The organism is Pseudomonas sp. NPDC089428, assembly GCF_044749325.1.
Lineage (GTDB): Bacteria > Pseudomonadota > Gammaproteobacteria > Pseudomonadales > Pseudomonadaceae > Aquipseudomonas.
Genome location: NZ_JBIVHT010000015.1, coordinates 56,868 through 78,720 on the forward strand (window position 1 = coordinate 56,868; position 21,853 = coordinate 78,720).

At 62.1% G+C, this 21,853-nt stretch carries 24 protein-coding genes and 1 pseudogene; 8 read left to right on the forward strand and 17 right to left on the reverse strand.

All coding sequences use genetic code 11. The features are described from left to right. Positions 1-43: 43 nt before the first annotated feature. The gene (gene grxD, locus ACIPZ5_RS22470; protein ID WP_003254949.1) at positions 44-379 is read left to right on the forward strand and encodes a Grx4 family monothiol glutaredoxin; all 336 of its coding nucleotides are present in this window, start codon (positions 44-46) and stop codon (positions 377-379) included. Positions 380-436: 57 nt separating this feature from the next. On the opposite strand, the gene bfr is transcribed toward grxD, so the two are convergent. Next, positions 437-910 carry a bacterioferritin gene (gene bfr / locus ACIPZ5_RS22475; protein WP_003258014.1) on the reverse strand — a complete coding sequence of 158 codons (474 nt, stop codon included), beginning with the start codon at positions 908-910 and terminating at the stop codon, positions 437-439. A gap of 201 nt (positions 911-1,111) precedes the next feature. Beyond that, the gene (locus ACIPZ5_RS22480; protein WP_085675228.1) at positions 1,112-1,333 is read right to left on the reverse strand and encodes a bacterioferritin-associated ferredoxin; all 222 of its coding nucleotides are present in this window, start codon (positions 1,331-1,333) and stop codon (positions 1,112-1,114) included. A gap of 213 nt (positions 1,334-1,546) precedes the next feature. Between ACIPZ5_RS22480 and ACIPZ5_RS22485 the strand changes: the two genes are divergently transcribed. Further along, positions 1,547-2,149, forward strand: a complete 603-nt coding sequence (locus ACIPZ5_RS22485; RefSeq protein ID WP_261941325.1) for a peroxiredoxin — start codon at positions 1,547-1,549, stop codon at positions 2,147-2,149. 99 nt (positions 2,150-2,248) lie between these two features. Here the strand turns inward: ACIPZ5_RS22485 and rnt are convergent, their stop codons facing one another. Together rnt and pyrC are read right to left on the reverse strand one after the other, a co-directional pair. Next, positions 2,249-2,860, reverse strand: a complete 612-nt coding sequence (gene rnt, locus ACIPZ5_RS22490) for a ribonuclease T (RefSeq protein ID WP_400810782.1) — start codon at positions 2,858-2,860, stop codon at positions 2,249-2,251. A 59-nt stretch (positions 2,861-2,919) separates the two neighbouring features. After that, positions 2,920-3,966 carry a dihydroorotase gene (gene pyrC, locus ACIPZ5_RS22495; protein ID WP_400810736.1) on the reverse strand — a complete coding sequence of 349 codons (1,047 nt, stop codon included), beginning with the start codon at positions 3,964-3,966 and terminating at the stop codon, positions 2,920-2,922. 130 nt (positions 3,967-4,096) lie between these two features. Here pyrC and ACIPZ5_RS22500 point away from each other — a divergent pair, with 130 nt between their 5' ends. After that, complete coding sequence (locus ACIPZ5_RS22500) at positions 4,097-5,056, forward strand: OmpA family protein (protein WP_400810737.1); 960 nt, start codon at positions 4,097-4,099, stop codon at positions 5,054-5,056. A 511-nt stretch (positions 5,057-5,567) separates the two neighbouring features. Then, the gene (locus tag ACIPZ5_RS22505) at positions 5,568-6,785 is read left to right on the forward strand and encodes an argininosuccinate synthase (RefSeq protein WP_054885859.1); all 1,218 of its coding nucleotides are present in this window, start codon (positions 5,568-5,570) and stop codon (positions 6,783-6,785) included. A 72-nt stretch (positions 6,786-6,857) separates the two neighbouring features. Here the strand turns inward: ACIPZ5_RS22505 and ACIPZ5_RS22510 are convergent, their stop codons facing one another. Then, positions 6,858-7,298, reverse strand: coding sequence for a hypothetical protein (locus tag ACIPZ5_RS22510; RefSeq protein WP_343599910.1), 441 nt, complete (start codon positions 7,296-7,298; stop codon positions 6,858-6,860). Between the two features lie 308 nt (positions 7,299-7,606). Here ACIPZ5_RS22510 and ACIPZ5_RS22515 point away from each other — a divergent pair, with 308 nt between their 5' ends. Then, positions 7,607-8,233 carry a response regulator gene (locus ACIPZ5_RS22515; protein WP_400810740.1) on the forward strand — a complete coding sequence of 209 codons (627 nt, stop codon included), beginning with the start codon at positions 7,607-7,609 and terminating at the stop codon, positions 8,231-8,233. A 43-nt stretch (positions 8,234-8,276) separates the two neighbouring features. On the opposite strand, the gene ACIPZ5_RS22520 is transcribed toward ACIPZ5_RS22515, so the two are convergent. From ACIPZ5_RS22520 to metG, 8 genes and pseudogenes are all read right to left on the reverse strand, one after another. Continuing rightward, positions 8,277-8,453 (reverse strand): PA3496 family putative envelope integrity protein, encoded by a 177-nt coding sequence (locus ACIPZ5_RS22520; RefSeq protein WP_027918964.1) that lies wholly within the window; start codon positions 8,451-8,453, stop codon positions 8,277-8,279. A gap of 104 nt (positions 8,454-8,557) precedes the next feature. Continuing rightward, positions 8,558-9,196 carry an endonuclease III gene (gene nth / locus ACIPZ5_RS22525; protein WP_261941319.1) on the reverse strand — a complete coding sequence of 213 codons (639 nt, stop codon included), beginning with the start codon at positions 9,194-9,196 and terminating at the stop codon, positions 8,558-8,560. A gap of 4 nt (positions 9,197-9,200) precedes the next feature. Then, positions 9,201-9,719 carry an Rnf-Nqr domain containing protein gene (locus ACIPZ5_RS22530; RefSeq protein WP_400810741.1) on the reverse strand — a complete coding sequence of 173 codons (519 nt, stop codon included), beginning with the start codon at positions 9,717-9,719 and terminating at the stop codon, positions 9,201-9,203. Beyond that, the gene (locus ACIPZ5_RS22535) at positions 9,712-10,314 is read right to left on the reverse strand and encodes an RnfABCDGE type electron transport complex subunit G (RefSeq protein ID WP_400810742.1); all 603 of its coding nucleotides are present in this window, start codon (positions 10,312-10,314) and stop codon (positions 9,712-9,714) included. The genes ACIPZ5_RS22530 and ACIPZ5_RS22535 overlap by 8 nt, the downstream gene beginning before the upstream one ends. Further along, positions 10,311-11,282: an RnfABCDGE type electron transport complex subunit D gene (locus tag ACIPZ5_RS22540; protein WP_343599919.1), complete on the reverse strand. Its 972-nt coding sequence runs from the start codon at positions 11,280-11,282 to the stop codon at positions 10,311-10,313. Before ACIPZ5_RS22540 ends, ACIPZ5_RS22535 begins: the two co-directional genes overlap by 4 nt. A 1-nt stretch (position 11,283) precedes the next feature. After that, a pseudogene (locus ACIPZ5_RS22545) lies at positions 11,284-11,946 on the reverse strand (RnfABCDGE type electron transport complex subunit B); the annotation flags it as partial. Next, positions 11,943-12,491: an Rnf-Nqr domain containing protein gene (locus ACIPZ5_RS22550; RefSeq protein WP_400810743.1), complete on the reverse strand. Its 549-nt coding sequence runs from the start codon at positions 12,489-12,491 to the stop codon at positions 11,943-11,945. The gene ACIPZ5_RS22550 and the pseudogene ACIPZ5_RS22545, both read right to left, overlap by 4 nt. A 90-nt stretch (positions 12,492-12,581) precedes the next feature. After that, entirely contained in the window at positions 12,582-14,621 is a 2,040-nt protein-coding gene (metG, locus tag ACIPZ5_RS22555) for a methionine--tRNA ligase (protein ID WP_400810744.1), read from the reverse strand. A gap of 156 nt (positions 14,622-14,777) precedes the next feature. Between metG and apbC the strand changes: the two genes are divergently transcribed. Further along, on the forward strand, positions 14,778-15,872 hold the full coding sequence (apbC, locus tag ACIPZ5_RS22560; RefSeq protein WP_054885851.1) for an iron-sulfur cluster carrier protein ApbC: 1,095 nt from the start codon (positions 14,778-14,780) through the stop codon (positions 15,870-15,872). Positions 15,873-16,053: 181 nt separating this feature from the next. Here apbC and ACIPZ5_RS22565 read toward each other — a convergent pair whose 3' ends face one another. Further along, positions 16,054-16,263, reverse strand: a complete 210-nt coding sequence (locus tag ACIPZ5_RS22565) for a cold-shock protein (RefSeq protein ID WP_003254922.1) — start codon at positions 16,261-16,263, stop codon at positions 16,054-16,056. Positions 16,264-16,590: 327 nt separating this feature from the next. Here ACIPZ5_RS22565 and dcd point away from each other — a divergent pair, with 327 nt between their 5' ends. Next, a complete protein-coding gene (gene dcd, locus ACIPZ5_RS22570) occupies positions 16,591-17,157 on the forward strand; it encodes a dCTP deaminase (protein WP_012313046.1) in 567 nt (188 codons plus the stop codon). A 98-nt stretch (positions 17,158-17,255) separates the two neighbouring features. Continuing rightward, the gene (locus ACIPZ5_RS22575) at positions 17,256-17,483 is read left to right on the forward strand and encodes a hypothetical protein (protein ID WP_313711297.1); all 228 of its coding nucleotides are present in this window, start codon (positions 17,256-17,258) and stop codon (positions 17,481-17,483) included. Here ACIPZ5_RS22575 and pdeM read toward each other — a convergent pair whose 3' ends face one another. The 3 genes from pdeM to ACIPZ5_RS22590 form a co-directional block, all read right to left on the reverse strand. After that, positions 17,484-18,143 carry a ligase-associated DNA damage response endonuclease PdeM gene (gene pdeM, locus ACIPZ5_RS22580; RefSeq protein WP_343599929.1) on the reverse strand — a complete coding sequence of 220 codons (660 nt, stop codon included), beginning with the start codon at positions 18,141-18,143 and terminating at the stop codon, positions 17,484-17,486. It lies immediately after the preceding gene. Further along, a complete protein-coding gene (locus tag ACIPZ5_RS22585) occupies positions 18,140-20,590 on the reverse strand; it encodes a ligase-associated DNA damage response DEXH box helicase (protein ID WP_400810746.1) in 2,451 nt (816 codons plus the stop codon). Before ACIPZ5_RS22585 ends, pdeM begins: the two co-directional genes overlap by 4 nt. A 68-nt stretch (positions 20,591-20,658) precedes the next feature. Next, the gene (locus ACIPZ5_RS22590; RefSeq protein ID WP_343599933.1) at positions 20,659-21,774 is read right to left on the reverse strand and encodes a succinylglutamate desuccinylase/aspartoacylase family protein; all 1,116 of its coding nucleotides are present in this window, start codon (positions 21,772-21,774) and stop codon (positions 20,659-20,661) included. Between the last annotated feature and the right edge of the window lie 79 nt (positions 21,775-21,853).

Consider the following 21,853-nt stretch of genomic DNA (forward strand, 5'->3'; position numbering starts at 1 on the left):
ACCGTGCCGACGACCGCGTCGGAAAGTTCAGCCGAGGTGCTACATGGATATCATCGAAACGATCAAAGAGCAGATTGCCAACAACACCATTCTGCTTTACATGAAAGGCTCGCCGAATGCCCCGCAGTGTGGCTTCTCCGCGCGTGCCTCGCAGGCTGTGATGGGTTGCGGCGAGAAGTTCGCCTACGTCGACATCCTGCAGAACCCGGAAATCCGCGCCAACCTGCCAAAATACGCCAACTGGCCGACCTTCCCGCAACTGTGGGTTGCCGGTGAGCTGGTTGGCGGTAGCGACATCATGCTGGAAATGTTCGAGAAGGGTGAACTGCAGACCCTGATCAAGGAAGCGGCCGCCAAGGCCAAGGCTTCTGAAGCCTGATAATCAGGCAGCCATGAAAAAACCCGCTCAAGGCGGGTTTTTTTATGGGTAGAGAATTTACTCTTCGCCCATCTGCGACTGCAGGTAGTTCTCGATGCCGATCTTGTCGATCAGGCCGAGTTGGGTTTCCAGCCAGTCGATGTGTTCTTCCTCGGACTCGAGGATGTCTTCGAGCATGTCACGCGAGCCGAAGTCGCCCGCGGTTTCGCAGTGGGCGATGGCAGCTTTCAGGTCGACGAGGCCCTTCTGTTCGATCTTCAGGTCGCATTCGAGCATCTCTTTGGTGTGCTCGCCAATCAGCAGCTTGCCCAGGTCCTGGACGTTAGGAATGCCTTCGAGGAAGAGAATACGCTTGATCAATTTGTCAGCGTGCTTCATCTCGTCGATCGATTCCTTGTACTCGTGCTTGCCGAGCTTGTTCAGGCCCCAATCTTCGTACATGCGCGCGTGCAGGAAGTACTGGTTGATCGCGACCAGCTCGTTTCCGAGGATCTTGTTGAGATGCTGGATGACGCTTACGTCGCCTTTCATGTCGGGTTCCTGCCCTGTAGAAGTGTGCCAATACAGGGAAGTTTGAGCCTGATACCCAGGGCTGTCAAACCTAAGTTATTGAATAATAAGTGAAAATTAATAGGAATAAGAATGTTTGTGAACCGCGTTGGAGCGCTAACTTATTGATATTCAGGCATAAAAAAACCGGACGCGCGGTCCGGTTCTTCAAATTCTGTAATATCAGGCGGCACTAAATTCCACCGGATAGGGCAGGGCGGCGTGCTGGCTCACCTGCAATTCGGTGAGGGTCTCGCGGACCACCTGCTTGGCCAGGCAGGCGCATTTGCCACACTGGCTGGCGACGTTGGTCGCAGCTCGGACTTCCTTGTAACTGCAGCATCCTTCATAGATCGCATCGCGGATCTGTCCGTCGGTGACGCCGACACAAAGACACACATACATAGGGGCTGACCATCGCGGGTTGAGTCGATGGGTTGGAGCTTAATGTTAATGAGAATGCTTGTCAAAGGGCTTTCTGAGAGGGCCGTCCTTGAGCGACCGACGGTTGCATTCGGCCTGTCACCGGAAGCCGTGTATGATGGGCGGCCTTTGTTGGATGTCGGGCACGCCTGCTTGGCCCGGCAAACGGTTTTCCACTCTCACTAGGAGATTGCAATGAGCGTACTCGTTGGCAAACAAGCCCCCGACTTCACCGTCCCAGCCGTCCTGGGCAACGGCGAGATCGTCGACAGCTTCAACCTGGCTTCGGCCATCAAGGGCAAGTACGGCCTGGTGTTCTTCTACCCACTGGACTTCACCTTCGTCTGCCCGTCCGAGCTGATCGCCCTGGACAACCGCATTCCTGATTTCCAGGCGCGCAACGTTGAAGTGATCGGCGTTTCGATCGACTCGCACTTCACCCACAACGCCTGGCGTAACACCCCGGTCAACGCCGGTGGTATCGGCCAGGTCAAGTACACCCTGGCAGCTGACATGACCCACGAAATCTGCAAGGCCTACGACGTCGAGTCCGAAGGCGGCGTAGCCTTCCGTGGCGCCTTCCTGATCGACACCAACGGTGTTGTCCGTTCGCAGATCGTCAACGACCTGCCACTGGGCCGCAACATGGACGAGCTGCTGCGTCTGGTCGACGCACTGCAATTCCACGAAGAGCACGGCGAAGTCTGCCCAGCCAACTGGAAGAAAGGCGACCAGGGCATGACCGCTTCGCCAGAAGGCGTTGCTGCTTACCTGAGCGAGAACGCTGGCAAGCTGTAATTGCCACGCGCATGAAAAAACCGGCCCATGTGGCCGGTTTTTTTATGCCGTCCTGGGCCGGCCTCTTCGCGGGCAAGTCGGGCGCCGAAGCTTTTCAGGTCAGTCGTTGAAGTCGCGCCAGCCGCCCATTTCCTTCCAGCGGTTGACGATACCGCAGAACAGCTCGGCAGTCTTCTCGGTGTCGTAACGCGCCGAGTGCGCCTCACGGCCGTCGAAGTCGATGTCGGCGCTCTGGCAGGCCCGCGCCAGCACGGTCTGGCCATAGGCAAGGCCAGCCAAGGTCGCGGTGTCGAAGCTGGAGAACGGGTGGAACGGGTTACGCTTGATATCGTTACGCGTTACCGCCGCATTGAGGAAGCCAAGGTCGAAGCTGCTGTTGTGGCCGACCAGGATCGCCCGTTTGCAGCCGTTGGCCTTCAGCGCCTTGCGCACACCGCGGAAAATGTCGGTGAGCGCGCTTTCCTCGCTCACCGCCATGCGCAGCGGGTGGTCCAGCTTGATGCCGGTGAACTCCAGTGCGGCCGCCTCGATATTGGCTCCTTCGAACGGCTCGACCCGGTAGAAGTAGGTGTGCTCGGGGAACAGGAAGCCCTTCTCGTCCATGCCGATGGTCACTGCGGCAATTTCCAGCAGGGCGTCAGTGGCGCTGTTGAAGCCGCCAGTCTCGACATCCACCACTACCGGCAGATAGCCACGGAAGCGTTCGGCCATGGGGTGGCGCGAACCGCTGCCGACCTGACCGTCCTGGTCGTCTTCGTAGAGGTCTTCGCTCACGCGTTGTCCTCCAGCAGGCGCCAGCGCAGTTTCTCACCGGCGCGCAGCGGGATCACGGTCTGCTCGCCAAACGGCAGGCTGTCTGGGGCGGTCCATTCTTCACGGACAAGGGTGATGCTGTCGGTGTTCGCCGGCAGGCCATAGAAAGCCGGGCCGTGCAGGCTGGCGAAACCTTCCAGCTTGTCCAGCGCATTGCGCTGCTCGAACGCTTCGGCGTACATCTCGATGGCGGCGTAGGCGGTGTAGCAGCCGGCGCAACCGCAGGCGGCTTCCTTGGCGTGACGGGCGTGGGGTGCCGAGTCGGTGCCGAGGAAGAACTTCGGGTTGCCGCTGGTGGCCGCGTCCAGCAGCGCCACCTGGTGGGTGTTGCGCTTGAGGATCGGCAGGCAATAGAAGTGCGGGCGAATACCGCCGACCAGCATGTGGTTGCGGTTGTACAGCAGATGCTGGGCAGTGATGGTGGCGCCGACGTTGGCCGGAGCCTCGGTGACGAACTGCGCGGCGTCACCGGTGGTGATGTGTTCGAACACCACTTTCAGGGTCGGGAAGCGCTCGACCAGGCGGCGCATGTGCTCGTCGATGAAGCGCTTTTCGCGGTCGAACACGTCGATCTCGCTGCGGGTCACTTCACCATGCACAAGCAGCGGCATGCCGACTTCCGCCAGCGCCTCGATGGCCGGGAAGATGTTGTCGATGCTGGTCACGCCCGAATCGGAGTTGGTCGTCGCGCCAGCCGGGTACAGCTTGGCGGCGTAGACGATCCCGCTGGCCTTGGCCGCGAGGATGTCCTCGGGGCTGGTGCGGTCGGTGAGGTACAGCACCATCAGCGGTTCAAAACGGCTGCCAGCCGGGCGGGCAGCAAGGATGCGCTCGCGGTAGGCGCCGGCTTCGACGGCATTGCGCACCGGCGGAACCAGGTTGGGCATGATGATGGCACGGGCGAAAGTACGCGCCACATCGCCAACGGTATGGGGCAGGACGGCACCATCGCGCAGATGGATGTGCCAGTCGTCGGGACGCAGGAGGGTCAGGCGATCGGACATTGGGAATTCCAGGCGGGTCGAACTCAGGCCCCAATGCTACCGGAAAACCCCGGTCCGAGCACGGCTATCAAGTTTTCCGGCAAGCGCCCGATAGCCTGCCTGTAAGCCGTCAGAATTTGTGGAGCCGCCTGTGCGCCAGCGTTACCTAGCCCTGTTGACCCTCGTCGCCAGCCTGCCGGCCGGTGCACTGACCTTCCAGACCCGCATGGAGAATGTCGCCTGGAAAGTCGAGGGTGACCAGTTCGAATGCCGCCTGATCCAGCCGATCGACGGTTTCGGCAGCGGCGAGTTCGTGCGCAAGGCAGGTGAGCAGCCGGTGTTCCAGTTGCGTTCGCACAGCAACGTGCTGGGGGCAGGCTCGGCCACCTTGCTGGCTGCCGCTGCCCCTTGGCAGCCGGGCCGCGGTGACGTGAACCTCGGCGCCGTACGCATGGCGCGCAGCGGGGTGCTGTTCAGCTCGTCGCAGAGCCAGGCCAGCCGCTTGATCAATGGCTTGCTCGATGGCCGCAGCACGGTCGTGCGCAACTACACCGGCGAAGGCGGGCGGGTGATGGAGGTTCGAGTGTTGCCGGTCAGCTTCGCCAAGGCGTACAGCGACTATCAGGCCTGTGCCAGCAAGATGCTGCCGATGAACTATGACCAGGTGCGCCAGACCCAGGTTGGCTTCCCGGGTGGAGGCTACGACCTTGATGCCGACGCCCGTGCACGGCTGGATGTGATCCTTGATTACCTCAAGGCCGACCCGACGGTGAACCACATCGAACTCAACGGCCATTCCGACAACAGTGGCAATCGCCTGACCAATCGCGACACGTCGCGGCGCCGGGCATTGGCCGTTGCCGATTACTTCAAGGCCCATGGTGTGCCGGAAGAACAGATCGTCGTGCGCTTCCATGGCGAGCGCTATCCGCTGGTGAAGAACAACAGCCCGGCCAATCGGGCGCGTAACCGGCGGGTGAATATCGAGCTGGACCGGGTGGCGCAGGTCGAGAAGCCGACGGTGCAGCCGGTGCAGGCTGCTCCTGCTGTCCCGCCTGCCGCTGCGGCGCCGGCTGCGACCGTGCCCGCGCCCGGAGCCAAGACACCCTGATATCAAGGTGTTTCACTGGGTAGGTCTTGGGATTGCATCAGGCCAACAGGTGCTTGCCACAACATCTTTAGCGCCTTTGAGATCGAGCGCCGCCCGCGCGGCGCATCGCGGATAAATCCGCTCCTACATCTGTTTCGGGCCAGTCTCTCCTGTGCCGCCAACAGGGACCGCCTTGGTGCATGACTGAAGATAGGTGGAGCAGCATCTGCGCCCGCCGAAATGCATCGCCAGACCCTGTCGGCTTCCACCGAGATGCATCGCCATGCGAACAGGGCGGTCCCTGTTGGCGGCCTAGGAGAGACTGGCCCGAAACAGATGTAGGAGCGGATTTATCCGCGATGCGCCGCGCGGGCGGCGCTCGATCTCACAGGCGCTGAACCTTTTGTGGCGAGCACGTCGCGCTGCTGACAGTTCCTGTCGCTTTGTCGTCAGAAGCTGTCGCCCCACTGTAAATTTATCCGCAACGCCGGTAGAATCGACCCCTTTCCGTACAACCCCGTGGAGTGATGGCATGGCGGACGTAAAAAAGGTCGTACTGGCGTATTCCGGCGGCCTTGATACTTCGGTGATTCTCAAGTGGCTGCAGGATACCTACAACTGTGAAGTGGTGACCTTCACCGCTGATCTGGGTCAGGGCGAAGAAGTCGAGCCGGCTCGCGCCAAAGCCCAGGCAATGGGCGTTAAAGAGATCTACATCGACGACCTGCGCGAAGAGTTCGTGCGTGATTTCGTCTTCCCGATGTTCCGCGCCAACACCGTCTACGAAGGCGAGTACCTGCTGGGTACCTCCATCGCCCGCCCGCTGATCGCCAAGCGCCTGATCGAAATCGCCAACGAAACCGGCGCCGATGCCATTTCCCACGGTGCTACCGGCAAGGGTAACGACCAGGTTCGCTTCGAGCTGGGTGCCTACGCCCTCAAGCCAGGCGTCAAGGTCATCGCCCCGTGGCGCGAGTGGGACCTGCTGTCCCGCGAGAAGCTGATGGATTACGCCGAGAAGCACGGTATCCCGATCGAGCGCCACGGCAAGAAGAAGTCGCCGTACTCGATGGACGCCAACCTGCTGCACATCTCCTACGAAGGCGGTGTCCTGGAAGATACCTGGACCGAGCACGAAGAAGACATGTGGCGCTGGAGCGTCTCGCCAGAGAACGCCCCGGACCAGGCTACCTACATCGAGCTGACCTACCGCAATGGTGACATCGTCGCCATCGACGGCGTCGACATGACCCCGGCCACCGTGCTTGCCGAACTGAACCGCATCGGCGGCGCCAACGGTATCGGCCGTCTGGACATCGTAGAGAACCGTTATGTGGGCATGAAGTCCCGCGGCTGCTACGAAACCCCTGGCGGCACCATCATGCTCAAGGCCCACCGTGCCATCGAGTCGATCACCCTGGACCGCGAAGTCGCTCACCTGAAAGACGAGCTGATGCCGAAGTACGCCAGCCTGATCTACACCGGCTACTGGTGGAGCCCGGAGCGTCTGATGCTGCAAAAGATGATCGACGCTTCGCAGGTCAACGTTAACGGCGTTGTGCGCCTGAAACTGTACAAGGGCAACGTCATCGTGGTTGGCCGCAAGTCGGACGACTCGCTGTTCGATGCCAACATCGCGACCTTCGAAGAAGACGGCGGCGCCTACAACCAGGCCGATGCTGCTGGCTTCATCAAGCTCAATGCGCTGCGCATGCGCATCGCTGCCAACAAGGGCCGCGGGATGCTCTGAGCATCAGGCTGAATTGGCAAATGAACCCCGGCTCAGGTCGGGGTTTTTTTTGCCTTCAGGTGCGTGCTCTGATCAATGTCCATGGGATAAATCCTCAGGCAAGCGGGTGGTCGAGAGAACGACGCATTGATGCAGATCCATATTGCACAAGCGCCACTGCCTGTTCTCGCTATGCGGCTGGGCAATGGCCTGCATGACGTGTTGTTGAATTAGTTTCGGCGCGTCAGGGCCTGAAAACATCATGGTTACAGTTTCTTGCGTTTCAGGACGCCCTGCTTGTTCGGGAGAACTCTTCTGCTCGGCCGGGGCTGGCTTGTAAAAGGATTTGTAATTGAAGTTCAGGGTGAGGAAGAACAGGGCAGTGAGGAAAAATGGAAACCCTACGAGGAACCAAGTGTAGTACGTCTGACTTTTCTCGCTGAGAAAAGGCAAGGTCGCCAAAGCAGAAGCTTCGATGATGCCAGCGAAGATGGCGATTATTGTCAACGGAGCAACAGGTTGGTTATCGGTCATGTCATTGCCTCCTGCATGTTCTGCTTATCAATAACCTACTGGCTGCTTCAACTAAATTGTGGAATTTTTCCGGGGGAGGGAATTTTTCGACGGGGTTGATGAAGCGCGCGATTCAATCATTTTTTCATTCGCGTGTTCATAAGCACTTTCGCGAGGAAGCTGTAAATTTTTTCTTGTAGGAAAATTCCCAAACCGACGTAGGGTTCATCTATTCGGCTATTTGTACGGGGAATGGGTGCGCCATTGAGCGTTCTGCTCGGTTAAGGTGAGCCAGTCGTCAAAGCAAAATAACGAATGATGGATATCGCATGAATAAAGTCCTTATCGTGGATGATCATCCGGTCATACGCTTGGCAGTGCGCATGCTGATGGAGCGGCATGGGTACGATGTTGTCGCGGAAACCGACAACGGCATAGCGGCCTTGCAGCTCACTCGCGAACACCTTCCCGATGTTGTCGTACTCGATATCGGTATCCCCAAACTCGACGGTTTGGAGGTCATTGCCCGCATGGCAGCGGCCAGCCCTGGCAGCCGTGTTCTGGTGCTGACTTCCCAGGCGCCGGGGCATTTCTCCATGCGTTGCATGCAGGCGGGAGCGTCAGGCTACGTGTGCAAACAGCAGGAACTCACCGAACTGCTCAGTGCCATCAAGGCTGTGCTCTCCGGTTACAGTTATTTCCCGAATCAGGCCTTGCACAAGTCGCGCGGCCGGGTGGGGAGCGCAAGCGAGGCGGACATGGTCGATCGCCTGTCGGCAAGGGAGATGATGGTGTTGCAGCAGCTTGCACGGGGGCGGTCCAACAAGGAGATTGCCGACAGCATGTTTCTCAGCAACAAGACGGTCAGCACCTACAAGACCCGCCTGCTGCTGAAGCTGAATGCCCACTCACTGGTGGACCTGATCGAACTGGCCCGGCGGCATGGTCTGAACTGAACCTGCAATGCACCAAGCCTCCGTGAGGGGGCTTGGTGAGAGGTTACAGGTCGTAGTCGAAATCGGCGAGTTGCCGTTGCAGGCGCCGCTCTTCGAGGAGGTTGTCTATGGTGCGACGCTTGCTCAGGTTGGTCTTCGCAGTCTCCACCTGGGGCTCTGCTTCGTCGTCAGCGGTGGCAAAGTCATCTTCGATCGACAGGTCGTCTTTATCGGTACTCATGAGTCGCTCCAAGCCAAAGGGCCATTGGCCGTCCTTATAGCGAGAAAGCGAAGTCTGGTAAAAAAGATTTTTTCAATCGCAACACAGCGGTTTTTGCTATTGGCTCAATCGTCGGAGGTCTTGTGCTTGTATTCGCAAAGGTCTTCGATGCGGCAGCTGCCGCAGCGCGGCTTGCGTGCCTGGCAAACGTAGCGGCCATGCAGGATGAGCCAGTGGTGGGCGTCGAGCAGGTAATCCTTGGGGACGAACTTGAGCAGTTTCTTCTCGACTTCGAGCACGGTCTTGCCAGGTGCGATGCCGGTGCGATTGCTGACCCGGAAGATGTGCGTGTCCACAGCCATGGCGGGCTGGCGGAAGGCGGTGTTCAGCACCACGTTGGCGGTCTTGCGGCCAACGCCCGGTAACGCCTCCAGTGCTTCACGGGTCTGTGGGACCTCGCCGCCATGGCGCTCGATCAACAGGCGGCAGGCCTCGATGACATTCTTGGCCTTGCTGTTGTAGAGACCGATGGTCTTGATGTATTCACTCAGCCCCGCGACACCAAGTGCATAGATGGCTTGCGGCGTATTGGCGACCGGGAACAGGCGCGCGGTGGCCTTGTTGACGCCGACATCGGTGGACTGAGCGGAAAGCGTCACGGCAACCAGAAGCTCGAAAGGAGTGGTGTAAGCCAGTTCCGTTTTTGGATCGGGATTGTCTTCGTGCAGCCTGCGAAAGATCTCCAGGCGTTTGGCGGCATTCATGGGGTCAACGCTTTCCTTGACGACGTGTGAGGGTGGGGCGTAGCCAATTGTACAAGGCCAGCAGCGCGCCGAGCAGCAGCAGCGCGCCTGGTGGCAGGTTGGCCAGGTGCATGCCAGCGACCTGATCCAGCCATTGGCGACCGGCACCCAACAGCAAGCAGGCCAGCAGCAGGCCGGTCAAATGAAGCAGCAGTTGGCGCCAGCGCCCAGTGCTTGGCAGCAGTGTATCGATGGCAAGGCATTGCAGGCAGATCAGCACCGGGAAATAACCAAGCGTCAGTGCCAATGGCAATGCCCAGGCCCGCAGCGCCAGCTGCAGGCAACTGGCAAGTGCAGCAAGTAGCAGCAGGCTTGCCAGCCAGTATTTTGCACCACTGAGCGTTGCCCGCAGTGGCCATAGCAAGGCTTGGTGGAGAAGGGGCAGCACGAGCATGCACATGCCGAGAACCACCGCTTGAGGGAAGGTTCGAGTCGCGCCAAGCAGCGGAGCCAGGCCGGTTATCAGCAAGCAGAATCTATTCATGCCCGGGCGCTCCGAGCAGTTCGCTGCGATGCCGGTCAAAATAGCGCAAGGCTTCCTGCTGGGCTTCGATGACTGCCCGGGAAGTAACGGTCGCCCCGGCCAACTGGTCGAAGTCGCCCTGGTCGCGCCGGATCGCCCAGCGATCGGCAAGGCCATGCTTGGCAAACTGTGCCAGCCAGCCAGACTGCGGATCGGCAATTTGGCCACCCAGCCCAGGGCTTTCCTGTTGTTCGATCAACCGGGTACCGATCAGGCGACCATCGGCGTCGATGGCAATGGTAAGCCTTATAGGGCCGGCATAGCCTTGTACCTGGCTCAGCAGCACGATGGCAGTTGGCGAGCTGCCGTGGGTTGCGCGATAGGCAGCGAGTACCTGGCTATGCATTGGCTGATCGGCTGGCAATGGCAACGCACTGTCCAGCGGGTGATTGTCGTAGCTTTGCGCAGGCAGGGCAGCGAGAAACTGGCTTGCCTGCAACTGGCGCTCGGCATCGGCGATGGTGGGGCGGGTCCAGTGCTGCCAGGCCAAGGTCACCGCTACAGTCGACCCACCGATGGCAAGTAGCAGCAATGTGCTGCGAACGGGGGTGATCATGGCAAGGCCTGCTGGCGCCGCAAGGCGAACCGATCCAGGGCGGGCGCCGCCAGGTTCATAAGCAGGATGGCGAAAGCCGTGCCATCCGGGTAACTGCCCCAGGTCCGAATCAGGTAGATGAGCGCGCCTGCGCCGAAGCCGAACAGCAGCCTGGCCAGGTTGGCCTTGGGGCCGGACACTGGCTCCGTGGCGATGAAGAACGCCGCCAGCATGGTCGAGCCGCTGAACAGATGCAGCAGTGGTGAGCCGTTAGAATCCGAACCGGAGCCATTCCAGGCCAGCAGGCTGAACAGGAACAGGCCGCTCAGCAGGCCCGCCGGGGCATGCCAGCTGATGACCTTGCGCAGCATCAGAAACAGCCCGCCGAACAGCAGTGCCAGGTTGACCCACTCGCTGCTGCGGCCGCCAATGCTGCCAAACCCGGGGTGGCTGGCGAACAGCTCGTCGAGGGTCAGGCTGCGGTTGTGGCGCAGGCCGTCGAGAATGGTCGGCCCCGCCCAGGCATCGATCTGGGGGCTACTGCCAGACACCAGCTGAAGGCTGTCGATAAAACCGAGAGGCTGGCTGGGCCAATGGTTCATCTGCAGCGGAAAGTTGAGCAGCACAAAGGCGTAACCGACCATCGCCGGGTTGAACAGGTTGCGGCCCACTCCGCCAAAGGCCTGCTTGCCGACGCCGATGGCGATGCCTGCGGCTGTCACTGGCAACCACCAGGGTGCCGCTACAGGCAGGGCGATGGCCAGCAGTACGGCAGTCACCAGGGCACTGCCGTCGTTCAATGCCGGTAGAACAGGCTGGCGACGCACGGCCAGCAGGGCCGCTTCGCAACTCAATGCACTACTGGCGCACAGCAACAGGTTTGACAGCACCCCCCAGCCCTGCGTCCAGAACACCGCGAGCAAACCGGGCAGGCAGGCCAGCAGCACCAGGCCCATGGCCTTGCGCAAGCGTGGATCAGGGCTTGCCATGGTCGTGCCCGGCCGCTGTTTGTGCAGCATCGGCAGCGGCGGTTTTTTGCGCCTTGATCCGCTCGAGGGCGGCCTTGATAGGGTCTGCCGGGCCTTTTGCGGCATCTGCCGTACGTGCCAGGCGTTGCGCTTCCCGGCGCGCCACATCGCGTTGCAGGCGGGCGTTGCGCTGTTCGTGGCGCTGGCGCGCATGATCACGGCGCTGGCGGCGGGCCAGCAGTTGTTCGGGGGTATGGGCCTGGCCGCTGACAATCGGTACCACCGTCGCCGGCAGTGGCTGCATGTCGATGCAGTCGACCGGGCAAGGAGCCAGGCAAAGGTCACAGCCGGTGCATTCGCTGGCGATGACCGTGTGCATCAGCTTGGCGGCTCCGACAATGGCATCCACCGGGCAAGCCTGGATGCATTTGGTGCAACCGATGCACTCGGCTTCGCGAATATAGGCCACCTGGGGCGGTGCGCTTCCACGCTGCGGGTCAGGGTCAAGCAGCGGCACCTTGAGCAGTGCGGCCAGGGCGGCGATGGTTTCGCTGCCGCCTGGCGGGCACTTGTTGATGGCTTCGCCCGCTGCCAGGCCTTCGGCGTAGGGCCGGCAACCATTGTGGCCGCATTTGCCGCATTGGGTCTGCGGTAACAGGGCGTCGATGCGTTGAATCAAGTTCATTGCGTGAATAGTCCGTTGAATCCCGAGAACGCCAGGGCCATGACCCCCGTACCGATCAATGTAATGGGCAGGCCGCGCAGCGCAGCCGGTACTTCAGCCTGCTGGCTGCGCTGGTGCAGGTCATCGAACAGCGCCAGCGCAAGCCAGAAGCCCAGGCCGGCCACTATCGCTGTGCGCAACGTGGCAAGCACCGTGGCGTTATCGCCTGCCGCTTGCAGTGCAAGGCCCAGTAGCAATGCATTTCCCAGCAATGGCAGCGCAAGGTGCCCGGTGGGCCACTGCGGGCGTAGCCTTGCCAGCACCTGCGGCACGCCCCATGCCAGCAACCCCAGCCAGGGCAGCAGCAGGAACAGGCGCAGGTCCTGTATCTGCCAGGGCGCTACGACCAGTCGTTCGAGCATTTGCCCACCGGCTACCCCGAGTGCGATCGACAAGGCGCCTGCCAGGCCGCACACGTGCAGGCGCAGCCGGCTCAACGGCTGTTGTTGCAAGAACAGGTGGCTGACCAGCGCAGCGCTGGCCAGGATCAGCATGTAATCGTTCATGTGAATGACGATAGCCGGGAAACGCCCGGATCGTCCGGCATTGGCCCAGCAGATGGCATTGCCCCGGCGGTGAGGCCGGGGCAGGAGGGGTTACTTGATACGCTGACCTGGCTTGGCGCCGCTGTCAGGGCTGAGCAGGTAGATCTCTTCGCCGCCAGGGCCGGCCGCCATGACCATGCCCTCGGACATGCCGAAGCGCATTTTCCGCGGCTTGAGGTTAGCCACCATCATGGTCAGGCGGCCTTCCAGCTTGGATGGGTCCGGGTATGCCGACTTGATGCCGGAGAACACGTTACGGCGCTCGTCACCGATATCCAGGGTCAGCTGCAGCAGCTTGTCGGCGCCGGGCACGGCTTCGGCCTTGACGATCAGTGCGACGCGCAGGTCGACGGCAGCAAAGGTGTCGAACTCGATCTCGGCCGACAGCGGGTCCTTGGCCAGCTCGCCATTGCCGGCTGGCGCCTGGGCTTCGGCCGCCAGCAAGTCTTCCTTGCTGGCGGCGACCATGGCTTCGACCTTGGCCGGTTCGATACGGCTCATCAGTGCCTTGAACGGGTTCAGCTGGTGGTTTTCCAGGCGCGACTGATGGTCGTTCCAGGTCAACGGCGCGACGTTGAGGAACGCCTCGGCATCAGCGGCGAGCAGCGGCAGCACCGGCTTGAGGAAGATCACCAGCTGGCGGAACAGGTTGATGCCCTGGGCGCAGATGGCCTGGACTTCATCCTGCTTGCCTTCCTGCTTGGCCAGCGACCAGGGCGCCTTGTCGGCGATCCAGGCATTGGCACGGTCGGCCAGGGCCATGATTTCGCGCATGGCACGGCCGAAGTCGCGGCCTTCATAAGCCTCGGCGATCGACGGGGCGGCAGCGAGGAAGGCTTCGGTCAGCTCCGGCGCAGCGTCGCCAGCGACCATCACGCCCGCATTGCCCTTGTGGATGAAGCCGGCGCAACGGCTGGCAATGTTGACCACTTTGCCGACCAGGTCGGAGTTGACCTTCTGCACGAAGTCCTCGAGGTTCAGGTCGAGGTCATCGACACCACGGCCAAGCTTGGCGGCGTAGTAGTAGCGCAGGTATTCCGGCTGCAGGTGGTCCAGGTAGGTGCGGGCCTTGATGAAGGTGCCACGCGACTTCGACATCTTGGCGCCGTTGACGGTCAGGTAGCCATGCACGTTGACCGCAGTCGGTTTGCGGAAGCCGGCGCCTTCGAGCATGGCTGGCCAGAACAGGGCGTGGAAGTTGACGATGTCCTTGCCGATGAAGTGGTACAGCTCGGCCTTGGAGTCTTCGTTCCAGAACGCGTCGAAGTCCAGCTCCGGGCGACGTGCGCAAAGGTTCTTGAAGCTGGCCATGTAGCCGATCGGCGCATCCAGCCAGACGTAGAAGTACTTGCCTGGCTCGCCCGGGATCTCGAAGCCGAAGTACGGCGCATCACGCGAGATGTCCCACTCCTGCAGGCCAGAGTCCAGCCATTCGGCGAGCTTGTTGGCCACCGCGTCCTGCAAGGTGCCGCTGCGGGTCCACTGCTGCAGCATGGCCTGGAAGTCTGGCAGCTTGAAGAAGAAATGCTGGGAATCGCGCAGTACCGGGGTGGCACCGGAGATCGCCGACTTGGGGTTCTTCAGTTCGGTCGGGGCATAGGTGGCACCGCATTTCTCGCAGTTGTCGCCGTACTGGTCTTCAGCCGCGCATTTAGGGCAGGTGCCCTTGATGAAGCGGTCGGCGAGGAACATGCCTTTCTCAGGGTCGAAGTACTGGGTCACCGAACGGGTCGCGATGTGCCCGGCGTCACGCAGGCGCCCGTAGATCAGGCCCGACAGCTCACGGTTTTCGTCACTGTGGGTGGAGTGGAAGTTGTCGAAGTCAACCAGGAAGTCGGCGAAGTCGCCGCTGTGCTCGGCCTGGACATTGGCGATCAGTTGCTCCGGGGTGATGCCTTCTTTCTCGGCACGCAACATGATGGCCGAACCGTGTGCATCGTCGGCGCAGACGTAGATGCACTGGTTGCCGCGCAGCTTCTGGAAGCGCACCCACATGTCCGTCTGGATGTACTCCAGCATATGGCCAAGGTGGATGGATCCATTGGCATAGGGCAGGGCGCTGGTAACGAGAATCTGACGTGGCTCGGACATGGTGGCTCGGCTACTTATCTGGCTCGGGTAAAAATGAGGGTGATCGGCCACTATAAAGGGCCGGCGAAGATATTTCACCCCAAGCACGCATCTGCTGACGATTGACGGGTTAGGATAGGCGTCTGTTCCGTACTCAGTTTGCCAATGGGAGTGTCCATGAGTGCCGTCACCCGTGCCGCCGTTGAAGGCGTGCTTCGCCAGTACACCGACCCCTACCTGAATCAGGACCCGGTCAGCGCCGGTTGCGTGCGCGCCATCGACATCCAGGGCGGCCAGGTTGCTGTGCAGTTGCAACTGGGCTATGCCGCCGGCCTGTTCAAGAACGGCTGGGCCCAGGTACTGCAGACCGCGATCGAGAATCTCGACGGCGTCAGTTCGGCCCAGGTGTCGATCGACTGCGTGGTTGCCGCGCACAAGGCCCAGGCCCAGGTGCCGGCCATGGCCAACGTCAAGAACATCATTGCCGTTGCCTCGGGCAAGGGCGGGGTCGGCAAGTCGACCACCGCCGCCAACCTGGCCTTGGCCCTGGCCCGTGAAGGTGCCCGCGTGGGCATTCTCGATGCCGACATCTATGGCCCCAGCCAGGGCGTGATGTTCGGTATCGCCGAGGGCACCCGCCCGCAGATCCGCGAACAGAAGTGGTTCGTGCCGATCAAGGCCCATGGCGTGGAAGTGATGTCCATGGCGTTCCTCACCGATGACAACACGCCGATGGTCTGGCGTGGGCCGATGGTGTCCGGTGCGTTGCTGCAACTGGTGACCCAGACTGCCTGGGATGACCTGGACTATCTGGTCATCGACATGCCGCCGGGTACCGGCGATATCCAGCTGACCCTGGCGCAGAAGGTGCCGGTGGCCGGTTCGGTAATCGTCACCACGCCACAGGACCTGGCCCTGCTGGATGCCAAGAAGGGCGTGGAGATGTTCCGCAAGGTCAATATTCCGGTGCTGGGCGTGGTGGAGAACATGGCCGTGCACATCTGCTCGAACTGCGGCCATGCCGAGCACCTGTTCGGTGAAGGCGGTGGCGAGAAGCTGGCGGCGCAGTACGGTGTCGACTTGCTGGCCTCGCTGCCGCTGTCGATGCTGATCCGTGAGCAGGCCGACAGCGGCAAGCCGACGGCGATCGCCGAGCCGGAAAGCCAGATTGCCATGGTCTACCAGGAGCTGGCCCGTCAGGTGGGTGCACGGATCGTGCTGCAGGAAGCGGCGGCCCCGGCGATGCCGAGCATTACCATCAGCGAGGACTGAAGACCGCGCTGGTTTCTTCGCGGGTAAACCCGCTCCCACAGGGATCGCGTAGGTTTCAAGCCTTTTGCAGTCCCTGTGGGAGCGGGCTTGCCCGCGAAGCAGGCGACTCGGTATTTCGGTCAGGCATAAAAAAACCCGCCAGAAGGCGGGTTTTTTTGAAAGCTAGAAAGCTGAGATCGACTTAGGCGATCTGAACTTCTTCAGCCTGCATGCCTTTCTGGCCGCGGGTAGCGACGAAAGTAACAGCCTGGCCTTCTTTCAGGGTTTTGAAGCCGTCAGCTTGGATGGCTTTGAAGTGCACGAACAGGTCGTCGCCCGACTGAGGGGTGATGAAGCCGTAGCCTTTCTCATCGTTGAACCACTTAACAACACCGGATTGACGGTTGGACATTTTTCTGTCTCCTTGGACAATTTGATAACGGTCAGGAAAAACCCTGGCCGGGACTGAGCGCAAAGAGAGCAGAAAATTCAGCGATGGGCCGATCAGGATCGTGCATCAAACTAGAGATTCTCGGTGTCACGTGCAGCACAGTGGCGCCACCTTACCCCACTTTCCACGAGCTGCCAATGGTCTGTGAACGCTTTACGCAAATTCGGATCGACGGCGGCTGCAGCCCCCGTCCGGCGCGGGATGTGGCATTGAACTTTAACCCAGGCGCCGGGACCGGTAATATGCGCGTCTGGATTTTCCCCTCGCAACTCTTCAGGACACCCCGCCATGAGCATCAAATCGGACAAGTGGATTCGCCGCATGGCGCAGGAACACGGCATGATCGAACCGTTCGTCGAGCGCCAGGTGCGCGGCGAGCACGACAGCCGGGTCATCTCCTTCGGCGTCTCCAGCTACGGCTACGACGTGCGCTGCGCCGATGAATTCAAGGTGTTCACCAACATCAACTCGGCCACCGTCGACCCGAAGAACTTCGACGCCGGCAGCTTCGTCGACGTCAAGAGCGACGTCTGCATCATCCCGCCGAACTCCTTCGCCCTGGCCCGTACCGTCGAGTACTTCCGCATCCCGCGCAACGTGCTGACCATCTGCCTGGGCAAAAGCACCTATGCCCGTTGCGGGATCATCGTCAACGTCACCCCGCTCGAGCCGGAGTGGGAAGGCCACGTGACCCTGGAGTTCTCCAACACCACCACGCTGCCGGCGAAGATCTACGCCAACGAAGGCGTGGCGCAGATGCTGTTCCTCGAGTCCGATGAAGAGTGCGAAGTTTCGTACAAGGACCGTGGCGGCAAGTACCAGGGGCAGCGCGGCGTCACCCTGCCGCGCACCTGATCCGACGAGCGCGGGGAATTAGTTTCCCTGATGGCACTCCAACGCTGTGAACAGTGCCGACAGGTATGAAGCGTGTCGGCCCTTGTCAGGAGCTGCCAATGAAACTCAACCCCGCAATCAGTGCGAAGCTGGCTGTACTTCAGCCCAATCAGGTCGGGTTGCTGGCGTGGTCACTGCTGGCGCATCCGCTGCCCATGCAAGCCGGCGGCGTGCCGCACCAGCCTGATCCCGATACGCCGCAGCCGCCGGAGCCCGGTGAACATCCGCCGATGGAGCCAGGTGAGCCCACCCTTCCCGATGAGCCACCGCCTTCTCCCGTAGCCTGATCAGTCGCCAAGTGCCCAGACCTGATCGCCGCCGGCAAGGAAAACGCGGGCGCCCACACCTGGCTGGACCAACCATCCCCCGGTGAATTCACCGAATGCCGGCAGCAGGCTGACCTGAGCATCGATCAGGAAGCAAGGTAGCCTGAGCCGTTGCCGTGCCCGCCCTCGCAGCATGTATACCGGATGCACATGCCCGGCCAGCACAGGGTGGCTGGGGTGTGGCAAGGGTTCGTGCTGCAGGGCGAAGGGTTCCAGCAGCAAAGGCTCGTCTTTCACCTCGATAGCCAGAACCACAGGCGGATCACCGGCGTGGTGGTCATGGTTGCCGCGCACCAGGACTACCTTCAGCGTTTCATGGCGGTTTCTCCATGCGTACAGGCTGGCCAGGATGTCCGGCGAATGTGCTGCGCGCGCATGAAGAAAGTCACCGAGGATGATCAACTGCTCGCAGTCATGGCTGTTCAGTAGCGCATCCAGGCGTGCCAGGGTGGTGGCCGTGGTGCCGCGCGGAACAGGTTGATGCAAGGCTCGGTAACTGGCCGCCTTGCCGATATGCACGTCTGCCACCAGCAAGGCGCGGCGGGCTGGCCAGTAGATGGCCTTGTCCGGTAGCAGCCAGAGCGTTTCGCCACAGTGTTCGATAGGCAGATAGGTATTCATGGCCGGTTTGCCGCTTGTTCCAGGTCGGCCACCATTCGAGCAATGCGGTCCGCCAACTTTTCCGTGCTCAGGGTCTCGCGCATGCCCTCGACCAGCAGGGCGAAGGCCAGCGGGCCAGGGCGTTGCAGCGCGCGCAGGTCCAGTTGCAGGGCGCGCATCTTGAGCAACTGGCGGTGCAGGCGCTCGATCTCCAGTTCTTCGCTCAGCACTTCATCGCGCGCCTGGCCGAGCAGCAAGTTGCCTGCATCATGTTTGCGGAACACCTCGTAGAACAACCCGCTGGAGGCCTGGATCTGCCGCGTGCTCTTCTGCGCGGCCGGGTAGCCGCCGAAAACCAGCCCGGCGATCTGGGCGATTTCTCGAAAGCGCCTGAGCGCCATTTCGCCAGCGTTCAGGCTGGCCAGCACGTCCTCCAGCAGGTTTTCGCCCGACAGCGCTTCTGGCAGGCAGCTGGCCCAATCCACGGGGCCGGGGCTGAGAAGCTCGAAACCATAGTCGTTCACTGCGATGGATACCGATAGTGGCTGCACCCGGCTCACTCGCCAGGCGATCAGGTTGGCCAGGCCCAGGTTGGCCATGCGCCCGGCGAAGGGGTAGAGAAACAGGTGCGAGCCCTGGCGCGACTCCAGCGTTTCGGCCAGCAGCGTGCCGCTGGTGGGCAAGGCCGACCACCGCGACTGCAAGGCCAGCAGGGGCTTTACGGCCTGCATTTCCGGGCCAATGTAATGCCCGCGGGCGGCTGCATCGAGTTGCTCGACCAGCGCGTCGGCCAGTTCGCTGGACAGTGGCATGCGCCCGCCATTCCAGCGCGCCACGGCGGCCTTGCGTGCGGTGCTGCGGCGCACATAGGCGGTCATGCCTTCGACCCGCACCAACTCCAGCACCCGGCCGCCGAATACCAGGGTGTCGCCAGGGCGCAGGCGGGCGATGAAGGCTTCCTCGACACTGCCCAGGTGCTTGCCGCCGCCACCCTTGCTCCAGTACTTGAGCTGCAAGCTGGCGTCGCTGACGATGGTGCCGATGCCCATGCGGTGGCGCCGCGCGAGGCGTTCGCTGGCCACCCGCCAGACTCCGTCGGGGTGCGCCTCGACACGCTGATAATCGGGGTAGGCCGTCAGTGTATGACCGCCGTGATTGACGAAGTCCAGCGCCCACTGCCACTGGCTGTCAAGCAGGTCACGGAAGGCCCAGGTGCTGCGGACTTCCGCGAGCAGTTCATCAGGGCGAAAGCCACTGCCCAGCGCCATGCTGACCAGGTGTTGAACCAGCACGTCCATGCACAGGCGCGGCGAGTGGCGCGCTTCGATATGGCCGGCAGTCAGTGCGGCGCGGGCGGCGGCGGCTTCTACCAGCTCCAGGCTATGGGTCGGTACCAGAGTGACGCGCGAGCGGCGCCCCGGGGCATGGCCAGAGCGTCCGGCACGCTGCATGAGGCGGGCTATGCCTTTGGCCGAGCCGATCTGCAGCACCCGCTCGACTGGCAGGAAGTCCACGCCCAGGTCCAGGCTGGAGGTGCAGATGACGGCCTTGAGCGTGCCCTGCTTGAGGCTCTGCTCGACCCAGTCGCGGCTCGCCCGGGCCAGTGAGGCATGGTGCAAGGCGATCTGCCCGGCCCAATCGGGGCGGGCGTCGAGCAAGGCCTGGTACCAGAGTTCGGCTTGGGCACGGGTATTGGTGAACACCAGGCTGCTGGTGCTGGCGTCGAGTTCATCGGCAACCTGGTCGAGCATCTTCAGGCCCATGTGCCCGGCCCAGGGAAAGCGTTCGATGGCATCGGGCAGCAAGGTGTCGACAACCAGCTGTTTATCCTGGCGGCCTTTCACCAACTGTCCACCCCCCGGTAGTAGCACGTCGAGTGCGTGCGGCAGATTGCCGAGGGTGGCCGACAAGCCCCAGGTCATCAGGCCCGGATGCCAGCGGCGCAGGCGTGCCAGGGCCAGTTGCAGTTGCACGCCACGCTTGTTGCCGAGCAGTTCATGCCATTCATCCACCACCACCAGGCGCAGGCCGGCAAAGTCATCACGGGCTTGTGCCCGAGTCAGTAGCAAGGTCAGGCTTTCCGGCGTGGTGATCAGGGTGCTCGGCAGGCGCCGGGCCTGGCGTGCGCGTTCGGCGCTGCCGGTGTCGCCACTGCGCACGCCGACCGTCCAGTTCAGGCCAAGCTCATCCAGTGGCGTTTGCAGGGCGCGCGCGGTATCTGCGGCCAGAGCGCGCATGGGGGTGATCCAGAGCACCTGCAGTGCTGCGGGCTGGCGCCCGTTGCCTGGCCTGGCGAAAGCGCGCAATGCCGCGAGCCAGACTGCATACGTCTTGCCTGCTCCGGTGCTGGCATGCAGCAGCCCGGACTCACCGCGCCCAACCGCTGCCCATACCTGGCGCTGGAAGGCGAAAGGCTTCCAGCCGCGGGCGCTGAACCAGGCATTGGCGAGGTCGGAAGAGGCGGGCATGGCGGCGGGCGGTCCTGAAAAGGCTGTGCTTCTACAGACCACTCGCAACAGGCTTTGGTTTAAACCGGTCAGTTGGCCAGCAGGTAGCCGCTGCGTAGCACCTGTTCACCGGCGACATGGGCGATGACCATGCCGGCCGTGGCCATGCGTCGCACGCTGCGGGCGTAGAGCAGGCCGGGGTGGCTGTTGCGCACGGCCGTTACCCGGTCGCTGAGCGGGTCGATGACTTCAGCGATCAGTTGCCCGGCCTCCAGGTGCTGGCCGGGACGGGCGTGATACACCAGCAGCCCGCCAAGGGGCGCGGTCACCGGTTCGACGGCGGCCAGTGGTGTGGCCGGGCGTGTCAGCGCTGGCAGTGGGGCGGCGGTGCCTTCGATGACGTTGGCGTGGGTCAGGTAGTCGAGAATCGCCTGGCAGTCCTGGCTGGCCAGGTCATGGCTGACATCGGCTTGGCCGCGCAGCTCGACAGTCACGGCAATGCTGCCCTGCGGGATCGGGAAGCGCTTGCCGAAGCGCTGTTGCAGCTGCCACCAGACCAGGCTGAAGCACTCGTCGAACGATTGGCCACCGGAGTCGGTAGCCAGCAGGCTGGCCTGGGCCCCGAGGTAACGGGCCAGCGGCTCGACCTGTGGCCAGGCTTCAGGGGTGGTGTAGAGATGTTCGACAGCCTCGAAGTCACAGTGCAGGTCCAGCACCAGGTCGGCATCGCAGGCCAGCCGTTGCAAGGTCAGGCGCTGGGACTGCAACGGCGTGTGCGCCGGGTGAGCATCCAGGCCGCGGCGCAAGTATTCGCGGATCAATGCCACGTTGTGCGCCGGGTCCTGGGTCAGGTGGCTTTCGATCTGGTCGCCGATGCTGTCGGACAGGTCGACGAAGTTGCGGTTGAAGTTCTCGCCGCTTTGCAATTCGAAACGGCCCAGGGGCGCGTCCAGCATCACCTGTTCCAGGCCGACAGGGTTGGCCACCGGTACCAGGATGATCTCGCGCAACAGGCGACCTTGCTGTTCCAGCTCGGCCAGGCGGCGCTTGAGATGCCAGGCGACCAGCATGCCGGGTAGTTCGTCGGCATGCAGCGAGGCCTGGATGTACACCTTGGCGCCACCCCGTGGGCCGAAGTGGAAACTGTGCAATTGGCGGGTAATGCCCGGTACGGGCGCGAGCAGGTCGTGGGTCGAATGGTGCATGGTGGTCCTGGCTGCGTGGCGAAAACGGTCTGCGACACGGGTCGGCTCAAAGATAGAAGCATAAATTCCGTTATCGCGC